Source organism: Tenacibaculum sp. nBUS_03 (assembly GCF_051201695.1).
Lineage (GTDB): Bacteria > Bacteroidota > Bacteroidia > Flavobacteriales > Flavobacteriaceae > Polaribacter.
Genome location: NZ_CP179214.1, coordinates 372,281 through 384,635, shown reverse-complemented (window position 1 = coordinate 384,635; position 12,355 = coordinate 372,281). Strand labels below are relative to the sequence as shown.

12 protein-coding genes are annotated in these 12,355 nt (G+C 28.7%); all 12 read left to right on the top strand.

The window, feature by feature from the left end:
- The 12 genes from ACMFBB_RS01705 to ACMFBB_RS01650 all read left to right on the top strand — a co-directional run bounded on the left by ACMFBB_RS01705 (position 1) and on the right by ACMFBB_RS01650 (position 12,348).
- Positions 1-861: an EamA/RhaT family transporter gene (locus tag ACMFBB_RS01705; protein WP_435262745.1), complete on the top strand. Its 861-nt coding sequence runs from the start codon at positions 1-3 to the stop codon at positions 859-861.
- Entirely contained in the window at positions 861-1,472 is a 612-nt protein-coding gene (locus ACMFBB_RS01700) for an IMPACT family protein (RefSeq protein WP_435262744.1), read from the top strand. The genes ACMFBB_RS01705 and ACMFBB_RS01700 overlap by 1 nt, the downstream gene beginning before the upstream one ends.
- Before the next feature lie 150 nt (positions 1,473-1,622).
- Positions 1,623-2,033 carry a hypothetical protein gene (locus ACMFBB_RS01695; protein WP_435262743.1) on the top strand — a complete coding sequence of 137 codons (411 nt, stop codon included), beginning with the start codon at positions 1,623-1,625 and terminating at the stop codon, positions 2,031-2,033.
- 6 nt (positions 2,034-2,039) lie between these two features.
- Positions 2,040-2,438: a pYEATS domain-containing protein gene (locus tag ACMFBB_RS01690; protein WP_435262742.1), complete on the top strand. Its 399-nt coding sequence runs from the start codon at positions 2,040-2,042 to the stop codon at positions 2,436-2,438.
- A 342-nt stretch (positions 2,439-2,780) separates the two neighbouring features.
- Positions 2,781-3,509 (top strand): AAA family ATPase, encoded by a 729-nt coding sequence (locus tag ACMFBB_RS01685; protein ID WP_435262741.1) that lies wholly within the window; start codon positions 2,781-2,783, stop codon positions 3,507-3,509.
- Positions 3,510-3,513: 4 nt separating this feature from the next.
- Positions 3,514-4,089: a MarR family transcriptional regulator gene (locus tag ACMFBB_RS01680; protein ID WP_435262740.1), complete on the top strand. Its 576-nt coding sequence runs from the start codon at positions 3,514-3,516 to the stop codon at positions 4,087-4,089.
- 6 nt (positions 4,090-4,095) lie between these two features.
- The gene (locus tag ACMFBB_RS01675) at positions 4,096-4,830 is read left to right on the top strand and encodes a YggS family pyridoxal phosphate-dependent enzyme (RefSeq protein ID WP_435262739.1); all 735 of its coding nucleotides are present in this window, start codon (positions 4,096-4,098) and stop codon (positions 4,828-4,830) included.
- A 216-nt stretch (positions 4,831-5,046) separates the two neighbouring features.
- A complete protein-coding gene (gene rpsA / locus ACMFBB_RS01670) occupies positions 5,047-6,819 on the top strand; it encodes a 30S ribosomal protein S1 (RefSeq protein WP_435262738.1) in 1,773 nt (590 codons plus the stop codon).
- Positions 6,820-7,107: 288 nt separating this feature from the next.
- Positions 7,108-8,523: a hypothetical protein gene (locus ACMFBB_RS01665; protein ID WP_435262737.1), complete on the top strand. Its 1,416-nt coding sequence runs from the start codon at positions 7,108-7,110 to the stop codon at positions 8,521-8,523.
- Between the two features lie 130 nt (positions 8,524-8,653).
- Entirely contained in the window at positions 8,654-10,045 is a 1,392-nt protein-coding gene (gene glmM / locus ACMFBB_RS01660; protein ID WP_435262736.1) for a phosphoglucosamine mutase, read from the top strand.
- A 3-nt stretch (positions 10,046-10,048) separates the two neighbouring features.
- Positions 10,049-10,879, top strand: a complete 831-nt coding sequence (locus ACMFBB_RS01655) for a hypothetical protein (protein ID WP_435262735.1) — start codon at positions 10,049-10,051, stop codon at positions 10,877-10,879.
- 2 nt (positions 10,880-10,881) lie between these two features.
- The gene (locus ACMFBB_RS01650) at positions 10,882-12,348 is read left to right on the top strand and encodes an aminotransferase class V-fold PLP-dependent enzyme (protein ID WP_435262734.1); all 1,467 of its coding nucleotides are present in this window, start codon (positions 10,882-10,884) and stop codon (positions 12,346-12,348) included.
- Positions 12,349-12,355 lie beyond the last annotated feature (7 nt).

Sequence of the window (12,355 nt, the reverse complement as noted above, 5' to 3'; positions counted from 1 at the left end):
ATGATATATTTGATATTAAGTGTAGTGTTTTCAACATCTTTATTTGTGATATTTAAGTATTTTAATATTTATAAAGTAAATACTTTACAAGCAATAGTTGTTAACTATTTAGTTGCTTTTACATTAGGGATGTTTTCAGCAAATACTTTTAATGAATTAACAACAATAATTCACCAATCTTGGTTTTATGGAGCAGTTTCATTAGGATTATTATTTGTTTTAATTTTCTTTGTAATGGCAATGACTGCTCAAAATAATGGAGTTTCGGTTGCTTCTATTGCCGGAAAAATGTCAGTGGTTGTACCTATTGTTTTTGGTGTTATTTTATATGATGAAAGTATAACAGTTTTAAAAGTAATAGGAATACTAATAGCATTAGTAGCAGTATATTTATCGTCTATTAAAGAAAAAGAATCAACAGTAAATGCTGGTTTATTGTTCCCTGTTTTATTGTTTTTAGGCTCTGGTATTATAGATACCACGTTGAAATATGTTGAAACTAATTTTGTTTCTCTTGATGACGTTGACTTTTTCTCAGGAAGTTTATTTGGTTTTGCCGCTTTTTTTGGAATGCTAATATTATTGGTAAAGCAATTAATTTCGAAAGAAAAAATAGAGAAGAAAAGTATAGTCGCTGGTGTTGTATTAGGAATTCCTAATTATTATTCAATAGTATTTTTAATAAAAGCTTTGCAAAATAAAAATTTTGAGAGTTCTACGTTATTTACAGTAAATAACGTTGGGATTGTTATAGCCTCCACATTGGTAGGCTTATTATTGTTTAAAGAGAATTTTAGTAAAAAAAATAAAATAGGAGTAGTTTTGGCTATTTTAGGAATTATTTTGGTAACCATAGCATAATGAGTGAAATAAAAGATACATATAAAACAATAACAAAGCCCTCCAAAGAAACTTTATTTAAAGATAGAAATAGTAAGTTTTTTGGTTATGCTTTTCCTGTTTTTAATGAAACTGACATAAAAAAAGCTTTAGAAGGTTTAAAAAAGCAACATCATTCAGCGCGTCACTTTTGTTATGCGTGGCAATTAGGAACCGAAAAAATAAGGTTTAGAGCCAATGATGACGGAGAACCAAGTAATTCAGCGGGACAACCTATCTATGGGCAAATTCAGGCATTTGATTTAACAAATGTTTTAATGGTTTCTGTTCGCTATTTTGGAGGAACTAAGCTTGGAGTGGGAGGGTTAATTAATGCTTATAGAACTTCAGCCCAGTTAGCTTTTGAGGACTCTGAGATTATTGAAAAAACTATTGACATACATTATAAGTTGACTTTCGGCTATGATATGATGAATAAAGTACAACGTATTATAAAAGAACGTAGTATTGAAATTATTAATCAAAATTTAGAGTTAACTTGTGAATACACAATTTCAGTTCGTAAAAAAGAATCACAAGTTATTTTTGATATTTTTACAAATCTATTTAAAGTTGAAATAAAAAAAATGTAATTTTACTATCAATTCATTTTAAATAAATTAGTCATACTTAAGCTTAAATAATTAAACAAAAGAAAAATAATGGAAAATTTCTTAACCTTTTTAGCGAAACATTCCAGTGGTATAGTAATATTAATAATACTTATGTTTTCGTGTTTAATAATGATAAACTGGCTTGCTAAAATTTTTAACTGGGGTAAATACAAAACACCTGAAGCTAATAGTAAAGATTATGGTAACTTAATTTACGTTACAACTCAGTTTTTTGCTAACTTAATAAATGATTTTAAACATTTTTTAGCTCTAGTTATTATAATAATCTTTGCTGGTTTAATAGTATATTCTATGGCAACTACTCCCGATTTTAATAATAAAATGAAGGCGTTACAACTAGTAATAGCTTCAATGGGAGGTATAGTAGGAACAGTTATAGGATATTATTTTGGAGAGTCTGCAGCCAGAACGAATTCATCTAGAATAACGACAACAAATGAGATTACTCAATTAGATACTATTGAAAATAATTCAATAGAAGAAGAAATTCAACAAGCTCCTGAAATTGACGATAATTAAGAGGTTATGAGTAATAGAGTAAAAATATATGATATAAAAGTAAAGGACTCGATATTTAGTCCAAATCAAAAAGGATTAAATAATGACTTAATTGCCCATTACAAAAAGAATATTTCTAGAAATAGAAAAACTCTATATAAAGTATATATATATATTGAAGGGAAAGATTTACCTTTTATAAAGAAAGTTACTTATACACTTCACAAAACATTTAGAAGCCCTGTTAAAACGATTCAAAGAAAATCTGATAATACAAATTGTTCAATAGTGATTTGGACCTGGGGACTTTTTAATGTTAAAGTTGAATTGGAAGATATTAATGGTGAAAAAATATATATGAATCATTATTTAAAGTACGGTAGTGAAATTAAAAGTGAAGGAGTTAGGTGGATTTTAACCCCTTAATTTGTACCCTTTTTTCTTTATCTACAATATTTTCTCTTCATTCATACTAATTGTTTGTTAATCTATACTTTTTACTCTTCATAGTGTATTATTTATTGTGAAAACTTTTATTAGTAAGTAATCCTTACTATATTTGCAAAAAGGATTATGTTGAACATATAAAAAATGAATAAATCAATTCTATATTGATAGTTGAAGTAAAAGTCAAAAACAGGCAGCTAAAATATTCAATATTATATAGTACACTAAATTCAGATTGGAAACTTGTTAGTTATTATAATTAAAAACACGATTTTTTTTAATTAGGGTTACTAACTTTGCATTATTAAATTTTAGGACTAAATGGCTATACTACCCAACTTAATTTTAAAGTCAAGAGACACATCTTTAATTGAATTAAAAGATATTCATTTTAGTGAAAAAAATAAGAACTTATTAAAACAATTACTGAAAGAATTTAAATACATAAATACTTTTAGGGAATATGAATTGCCTGTAGATAATAAGATTCTTTTGTTTGGTTATACTGGTTGTGGTAAAACAACTACCGCTAAGGCAATAGCGCACAAATTGGGGAAGGAAATTTTAATTTTAAATTTAGGTGAAATTGTTTCTTCAAAGCTAGGTGAAACAGCAAAAAATATCACAAGTATATTTAGGAAAGCTTCACGAGAAAATTCAGTGCTTTTTTTAGATGAATTTGATTACCTAGGGAAAACTCGTGATTATGAGACTAAAGATTCTGGAGAAATGAAGCGGATAGTAAATACTCTTATTCAACAAATAGATCAATTACCTAATGAAACATTATTAATAGCTGCTACAAATCATTCGAGTATTATTGATACAGCTTTGTTAAGACGTTTTCAACTAAGATTAAAGTTTGAAAAACCTAGTAAAAATGATTTAGATATCTATTATGATTCTCTTTTATTAAAATTCCCTGAAAAATATAGAAATTTTGAGAGAAGTTACTCTATTTCTTATGCAGAAGCAAGAGATATTACTTTTAGAAATATTAAAAATAGAATTATTGAGGAAGAAGAAGCAAAAGAACTAAAAGCTGTTTAATAGTATGAAGGATGGAGTAGTTAATAAAAAGATAACACAAGGTTTAGAGCGAATTTCTAAAGCATTTAGAGTATTGCTTTGGGAAGAAAGTAAGTTATATAAAATAAGTCCCATCCAAATACAGCTCTTGATCTTTTGTGATACTCATAAAAAAGAAGATTTAAAGGTTGGTTTCCTTGCTACTGAATTTGATTTAACAAAAGCAACAGTTAGTGATTCTATTAAGGTTCTACTCAAAAAAGAATTACTTATTAAAAAGGTAAATCCTAAAGATTCTAGAAGTTTTCTGGTTGAATTATCACCAACAGGAAAAGAGATTGTTAAAAAAGCAAGTCTTTTTACAAGTGCTTTAAATGAATCAATTGATTATTTATCTGAAATAGAAAAAGGTGTTTTTTTAAAGCAATTAATGCAGTTAATTTACCAACTAAATCAAAGGAATGTAATCTCTACTCAACGGATGTGTTTAACATGCTTCCACTATAAAAAAGAAGGTAATAATCATTATTGCAATCTAATGGAAAAAGATTTAAAGAACAATGAATTACAAATAGATTGCCTAGAGCATAAAGTAGTTTAAATTAAGATGAATAATATTAAAAACAATTTAAGTATCATTCATAATAGAATGATAAAAGCTTGTGAAATAGCTAATAGAAATAAAGATGAAGTACGTTTATTGTTGGCAACAAAAACAGTAGCACCTAACTATATAAATTTTGCCTTACAACAAGGAGAAACACTGATAGGAGAGAATAAAGTACAAGAACTCAAACAAAAATGTAACTCAGTTAAAAAAATGAATCCTGAAGTTCATTTCATAGGGCATTTACAAAGTAATAAAATTAATGAAGTAATTAAATGGGTTAGTTGTATTGAATCTATTGATAGGCTGTCAATTGCTCAAAAATTGCAGAAACGATTAGCTATAGAAAATAAAGAAATTGATATACTTATTCAGGTAAATACTTCTTTTGAAGAAAGTAAATTTGGAGTAGCTCCAAATGAAGCAATTGAGTTAATAAAAAATATTGCCACACTTAAAAATATCCACATTAAAGGATTAATGACAATAGGTTTGTTAAGTTCAAAATCTAATGAAATAAGAAAGTGTTTTCAACTTTTAAAGAAAATTCAAAATGAGGTGAAATCACTAAACATTCCAAATGTTGAAATGAATGAATTATCAATGGGAATGAGTAATGATTTAGAAATAGCAATTGAAAAAGGAGCTACGATAATTCGTGTAGGAACTGCTATTTTTGGAGATCGGATTTATCCTGATAGCTATTATTGGAATGAAACAGTTGAAAGTAAATAAGCTTAATAAACACATAAAAATATAGTATAACCTCTTTTTTAGGAACTTAAAGTAATATCCGTTTAGGTTACTTAAAAAAAAAACGTAAATTTGCACGCCTTTTTACAAGAACAGGATTGGAAAGGTTAGAAAAATATATTTATAAGTTTAATATCTCTTTGAATTAATATTGATAATATCCTGATTAATAAAAAGATACAAAAAATATTCTCAGACATGTCTGAAGAAACAAAAACAACAACTGCAGATGCAGTTAATCCAGCAGAATTTTTAGCAACATTTAATTGGCATAAATACGAAGAAGGTATTGATGAAGTTGATGAATCTAAATTAAAAGAATTTGAACAAGCTTTAGAAGGAACAGTAGGTTTCGTAAATGAACGTGATGTTATTGAAGGTAAAGTTGTTCGTATTACTGATCGTGATGCAATTATTGATATTAACTCTAAATCTGAAGGAGTTATTTCATTAAATGAATTTCGTTACAATCCAAATTTAGCTGTTGGGGATACAGTAGAAGTATTAGTTGATAAAAGAGAAGATTCTTCTGGTCAATTAGTATTATCTCATAAAAAAGCACGTGTTATTAAAGCTTGGGATCGTGTTAATAATGCACATGAAACCGGAGAAATTGTTAACGGTTTCGTTAAATGTAGAACTCGTGGAGGTATGATTGTTGATGTATTTGGTATTGAAGCTTTCTTACCAGGTTCACAAATTGATGTTAAGCCTATCCGTGATTATGATCAATATGTTGAAAAAACTATGGAATTCAAAGTTGTTAAAATCAACCACGAATTTAAGAATGTAGTAGTTTCTCATAAAGCGTTAATCGAAGCTGATTTAGAAGATCAAAAACGTGAAATCATCGGTCAATTAGAAAAAGGACAAGTATTAGAAGGTGTTGTTAAAAACGTAACTTCTTATGGTGTATTTGTTGACTTAGGTGGTGTTGATGGATTAGTTCATATTACTGATTTATCTTGGTCTCGTATCAATCATCCAAATGAGGTTGTTGAGTTAGATCAAAAATTAAATGTTGTAATTTTAGACTTTGATGATAATAAGTCAAGAATTCAATTAGGATTAAAGCAATTATCTGCTCACCCATGGGAAGCACTTAACTCTGAATTAAAAGTTGGTGATACTGTAAAAGGTAAAGTAGTAGTTTTAGCTGATTACGGTGCATTTGTTGAAGTAGAAGATGGTGTTGAAGGATTAATTCACGTATCTGAAATGTCTTGGTCAACTCATTTACGTTCTGCTCAAGATTTCGTAACTGTTGGTGACGAAGTGGAAGCTCAAATCTTAACATTGGATCGCGAAGAGCGTAAAATGTCTCTAGGTATGAAGCAATTACACCCAGATCCATGGACTGATATTACTACTAAATATCCTGTTGGTTCTAAACATTCAGGTACTGTACGTAACTACACTAACTTTGGTGTGTTTGTAGAGTTAGAAGAAGGTATTGATGGATTAGTTTATATATCTGATTTATCTTGGACTAAGAAAATTAAACATCCATCAGACTTTGTAACTGTTGGTGATAAATTAGAAGTTCAAGTATTAGAATTAGATGTTGAAAACCGTAAATTGAACTTAGGTCATAAACAAACTCAAGATAATCCTTGGGATGGTCATGAGGCAACATATTCAATTGGATCTACTCACGAAGGTACTATTAAAGATAAAAATGACAAAGGAGCGACTGTAGCTTTTGCTGATGGAGTAGAAGCATTTGCACCTTCTCGTTTTTTAGATAAAGAAGACGGTGGTAAATTAGCTAAAGGTGATACTGTTCAATTCCAAGTAGTTGAATTTAGTAAAGAATACCGTAGAATAGTTGTTTCTCATACTTCTATCTTTAGAGCAGAAGAACAAAAGAATGTTAAAGCTGCTGCTAAAAAAGCACAAGAAACCGAAAAAACTACTTTAGGTGATATCGGTGGATTAGCTGAATTAAAGAAAAAAATGGAAGGAAAATAAATTTCCGATTAGCATAAAATTTTTTTTGAAGCCATTACATTATGTAATGGCTTTTTTTGTATTGTTTATTTAAAAAAAATCGTTAAATTTATAAGATCCTTTGAATCAAATTAAATTTGATTCATCAATAATTGTAGTAAAATGCTAGTGTGCTATAATTATTTTTTAAGTAATTCTTATTTGACTTTTTTTATTTCTATTACAATTTCTACTACATCATTGTCAGATACAGAAAGGTGTTTTTGTACCCCCCTTAAAACTAACCTAATTCTAAAAATGTTGTCATCAATGAATACAATTAGAAATATGTCTATTGCATTATTATTGGTATTTAGTTCTCAAAGTTCAGCTCAGAAAGATATGTTGAACAGATTAAACAAAAAGCTTTTAAAGTTAAGTGAAGTAGAGAATTATATGGAGCTGAATAAAATACAACCCGCTCAATGTGCTGATTCTAAAAATACAATAAACGATAACTTAGACGAAACTGGAAATACTAGGTTTCGGAATACGAGTCTTATAAATAAAATACGAGTTTTTAATGTGTTTTTTCATGTTGTAAATGAAAATAATGGAAATCGATCGGTACCTATTAGTGAAAATGATTTACTTGATGCAGTAGCGAATTTGAACAAAACATTTAATCAATTCAAAATTTTCTTTAAATATAATGGATATGATCAAATTAATAGTACATGGAGGTCTGTATTGTATATAGGTGGAAACAGAACATTTAACCAGTTAGTAGAATATTCTAAAAGTATTGGTAAATATCAAAAAAATAGTTTTAATATTTATATTGTTTCTACAATACGGTATAGCAAATATGATACTAGAAAAATTGCTGGTTTGTCAAATAAACCAGGATTAAATAGTGTTATTGATGATGAGTATTTACTTACCTCTACTTTACCGCACGAAATTGGACATAATTTTTCATTGGAACATACTTACAGAAATTGGAATCACTCTAACTGTAATTTGGTTACTCAAAATGATCATGTAGATGATACTTTACCTTCAATAGCCTATGTAAATTCAGAAATTGATTCAGATTGTTCAACGTATATAGGAAGTGAAAATAAAAATAAATGTGGAATTGATTTCACTCAAGTTCCAGCAAGTAATTTTATGAGTTCAAATGTATTGCCTTGTAGATCTTTAGAAAATGCAACGTTTACTGCTGGACAAGGAAAGCGAATGATGCTAGCCATTCAAAATAAATGGAATATAATATATAAGAAAGCTGAAAACTCTATAGAAAGTTTATATGAACCTTATCAAGGAACTTATGTTCAAGGAATATATCAAGATCCTAATAATGTTAGTATAAAAGAGATGAAGTTTCAAAAAGGATTTGATTATCAATTTGTAGATTGTAAAAAAACAAATTTTATAAAAAAAAGCTATTCTATTCATGAAATTCCTAAAGGGCATCCATATTTTACAGCAATTAAAATATTACAAATTTCTAATTCCGAAGCGTATAATTGTAATATTCCTAGGCCTTCAACATACAATGGTGGAACTATAGTTAGTTTTGGTAATGTAATAGATAATAATTACATAATTAAAAAATTAGATAGTAAAGAAATTCAAAACCCTAAATTAATTGAAACACTCCCTTTCGGGTATCATATTATAAATAAAGAATTTAAAAATGGAGAAGTACATCAAAAAGCCATCTATAAGGTAAGTAATTAATCTTTTTTTTTAAATATTTAACGCATCTTTTGTATCTGTATAGTGTAACAATTGTTACACTTAAAGATGCCATTATGTACACTTTAATTTCTGAAATACCGTTATCTTTGTTATCAAATTAAAAAACAATATGACTTTAATTAAATCTATTTCAGGAATTAGAGGTACTATAGGTGGAGCTACAGGTGATAATTTAACGCCTATTGATGCGGTAAAATTTGCTGCAGCTTATGGTACTTTTATAAAGAAACAGAATCAAGAAAAAGAAAGAATAAAAATTGTAATAGGAAGAGATGCTCGTATTTCTGGTAAAATGATAACCAGTTTAGTAGCAAACACCTTAGTAGGTTTAGGGATAGATGTATTAGATTTAGGTTTATCTACGACACCTACTGTTGAAATAGCAGTTCCTATTGAAAAAGCCGATGGAGGTATAATTTTAACAGCATCGCATAATCCTAAACAATGGAATGCTTTAAAATTATTAAATGAAAAGGGAGAGTTTATTGATGGAACTGATGGGGCTGAAGTGTTAGCTTTGGCAGAAAGCAATAGTATACAATTTGCAGAGGTTGATGATTTAGGAACTTACAAAAAGAAAAAGAATTATATAAAAAAACATATTAAAGAAGTTTTAAAACTTGATTTAGTAGACAAAAAAGCAATTAAAAAAGCTAAATTTAAAGCTGTTGTTGATGGTGTAAACTCAACTGGAGGTATAGCTATACCTCTGCTTTTGAAAGAGCTAGGTGTTAAATGTGTAGAGTTGTATTGTGAACCAAATGGGCATTTTCCTCATAATCCAGAACCTTTAAAAGAAAATTTAACTGATATATCTAAATTAGTTGTAAAAAAGAAAGCAAACTTAGGAATTGTTGTAGATCCTGACGTCGATCGATTAGCTATAATATCTGAAGATGGTTCAATGTTTGGTGAAGAATATACTCTAGTAGCTTGTGCTGACTATGTTTTAGGTAAAAATAATGGAGGAAATACAGTATCTAATTTATCTTCATCTAGAGCTTTAAGAGATGTAACTGAAAAACATGGAGGAACGTATACAGCAAGTGCAGTAGGTGAGGTAAATGTAGTAAAGAAAATGAAAGAAACTGATACTGTTATTGGTGGAGAAGGCAACGGCGGTATTATTTATCCGGATTCACATTATGGACGTGATTCTTTAGTTGGAGTGGCTTTATTTTTATCTCATTTAGCCAATAAAAAAATGTCCTGTAAAGAATTAAGGGATAGTTACCCTAGTTATTTTATGAGTAAAAATAAAATACAATTAACCCCTCAGATTAATGTAGATGATATTTTAGAAAAAATGGCCTCTAAATATAAAAATGAGGAAGTTAATAAAATAGATGGTGTAAAAATAGATTTTGAAGACGAATGGGTACACTTAAGAAAATCTAATACAGAACCTATTATTCGCATATACACAGAAGCTACATCTCAAGATAAAGCTGATACATTAGCGGTAAGAATTATTAAAGAAATTGAAGAAATAATAGCATAAGTTTTGAATAAAAAATATTTAGTAATAGTATTATTCCTTTTTACTTTATCAATAAAAGCTCAAGATGATAAGGCAAAAAAGATAATTAATAAAGGAAAGTTTTTTGTTTATTGGGGTTGGAACTGGGCTAGTTATTCTGATTCGGACATACATTTTAAAGGGGATAATTATGATTTCACTTTACAAAATGTTAAAGCTACTGATAGGCAAACTAAGTTTTCTTTTAGAGATTATTTTCATCCTGGAAGAGTAACAATTCCTCAAACAAATCTTAGAATAGGATATTTTTTTAAAGAGAATTACACTATTTCGATTGGAGTAGATCATATGAAATATGTAATGGTACCTAACCAAGATGTGAAAATTAATGGAAATATTAATGTAGGTAACCCAAAATATGATGGGGTTTATAATAATTCTGATATTAACTTAGCGAGTGATTTTTTACGATTTGAACATACTGATGGTTTAAATTATGTAAATGTACAATTGTATAGATTTGATGATATCAGTAAGTGGTTTGGTTTGAATCTTGAAAACCTTCAAATTAATGTAACTGAGGGGCTTGGTATTGGTGTGCTTGTTCCAAGAACAAACACAACATTATTAAACAATGAAAGGTATGATGAATTTCATCTTTCAGGATATGGAGGATCAGTAGGAGTCGGATTAAATGTTACATTTTTTAAACATTTTTTTATTCAAGCTGATATTAAAGGAGGCTATATATATATGCCAGATATAAGAACAACTGTAAATGCTTCTGATACTGCATCACAAGGATTTTACTTTTTTCAAAATAATATTTTAATAGGAGGTAAATTTAGAATTTAGTTATGAGTTTAGAACTGTACTTTGAAGAGTTTAAAAAAAACATAGTTGGTATAAACCAAATGTTTAATACACCTTATGGTGAAAAGAAACTTATTTATACTGATTGGACAGCTAGTGGAAGATTGTATAGACCAATTGAAGAAAAGTTATTAAATGAGTTTGGACCTTTTGTGGCTAATACTCACACAGAAACTTCAACTTCAGGTGCAGCGATGACTTTAGCATACACTAAAGCTAGAAACATAATTAAAGATCATGTAAATGCAAATAAAGATGATGTTTTAATAACTGAAGGATCAGGAATGACAGGAGTGGTTAATAAATTTCAGCGAATTCTTGGTTTAAAGGTTTCTGAAAATTTAAAAGCGCATACTCAAATACCTGATGAGAAACGACCAATCGTTTTTGTTAGTCATATGGAGCATCATTCTAATCAAACTTCATGGTATGAAACAATTGCTGATGTGGAAGTAGTTCCATGTGATGATGCGGGATTAGTTTGTTTGGATAAGTTTGAAGAGGTGATAAAAAAATATATAGATAGGCCAATTAAAATAGCATCAGTTATTGCAGGTTCTAATGTAACAGGAATTAAAACGGATTACCATAAAATAGCTGCATTAATTCATAAATATAATGGATTGTGTTTTGTTGACTTTGCTTGTTCTGCTCCTTATGTAGATATTAATATGCATCCTGATAATGAAAATGAAGATTTGGACGCTATTTTCTTTTCACCACATAAATTTTTGGGTGAACCAGGAAGTTCAGGTGTATTGTTATTTAATAAGAAACTATATAAAAATACGATTCCAGATAATCCAGGTGGTGGTACTGTAACATACACGAACCCTTGGGGAGAGCACGATTATATTGATGATGTTGAAACTAGAGAAGATGGCGGTACTCCTGCTTTTTTGCAAACAATTCGTATTGCTTTATCAATACAATTAAAAAATAAAATGGGAACTGAGAACATTAAAAAAAGAGAGGATGAGATTAATCCTGTTATTTTTGATTGTTTAGAGAGTATTGATGGAGTAAGAATTCTAGCTCCTCAACATAAAGATAGGTTAAGTATTTTTTCATTTTATTTCGAGAAATATCATTTTAATTTGGTAGTTAAATTATTGAATGATCATTTTGGAATACAAACGAGGGGAGGATGCTCTTGCGCAGGTACTTACGGACACTTTTTATTGAATGTAGATCAAAATACATCACATAAAATTAAAGATAAAATTTTAGAAGGTTGTAGTACAGATAAACCAGGATGGATTCGATTATCAATTCATCCAACAATAACTAATGAAGAAGTAAATTATATTTGTACTTCTTTAAAGGAATTAGCTGAAAATATAGAAGAATGGTCAAAAGATTACCATTATAGTTTGGCTAAAAATGACTATGTACATAATTCGGTTGAATCAATAGAAAAACAATTGGTTTCTGAGTGGTTTGCTATTTAATTTAAGA

Bases quoted from the DNA above. Each gene is read 5' to 3' on its own strand.
- ACMFBB_RS01705 (WP_435262745.1), top strand. From the start codon at position 1: ATGATATATTTGATATTAAGTGTAGTGTTTTCAACATCTTTATTTGTG.
- ACMFBB_RS01700 (WP_435262744.1), top strand. From the start codon at position 861: ATGAGTGAAATAAAAGATACATATAAAACAATAACAAAGCCCTCCAAA.
- ACMFBB_RS01695 (WP_435262743.1), top strand. From the start codon at position 1,623: ATGATAAACTGGCTTGCTAAAATTTTTAACTGGGGTAAATACAAAACA.
- ACMFBB_RS01690 (WP_435262742.1), top strand. From the start codon at position 2,040: ATGAGTAATAGAGTAAAAATATATGATATAAAAGTAAAGGACTCGATA.
- ACMFBB_RS01685 (WP_435262741.1), top strand. From the start codon at position 2,781: ATGGCTATACTACCCAACTTAATTTTAAAGTCAAGAGACACATCTTTA.
- ACMFBB_RS01680 (WP_435262740.1), top strand. From the start codon at position 3,514: ATGAAGGATGGAGTAGTTAATAAAAAGATAACACAAGGTTTAGAGCGA.
- ACMFBB_RS01675 (WP_435262739.1), top strand. From the start codon at position 4,096: ATGAATAATATTAAAAACAATTTAAGTATCATTCATAATAGAATGATA.
- rpsA (WP_435262738.1), top strand. From the start codon at position 5,047: ATGTCTGAAGAAACAAAAACAACAACTGCAGATGCAGTTAATCCAGCA.
- ACMFBB_RS01665 (WP_435262737.1), top strand. From the start codon at position 7,108: ATGAATACAATTAGAAATATGTCTATTGCATTATTATTGGTATTTAGT.
- glmM (WP_435262736.1), top strand. From the start codon at position 8,654: ATGACTTTAATTAAATCTATTTCAGGAATTAGAGGTACTATAGGTGGA.
- ACMFBB_RS01650 (WP_435262734.1), top strand. From the start codon at position 10,882: ATGAGTTTAGAACTGTACTTTGAAGAGTTTAAAAAAAACATAGTTGGT.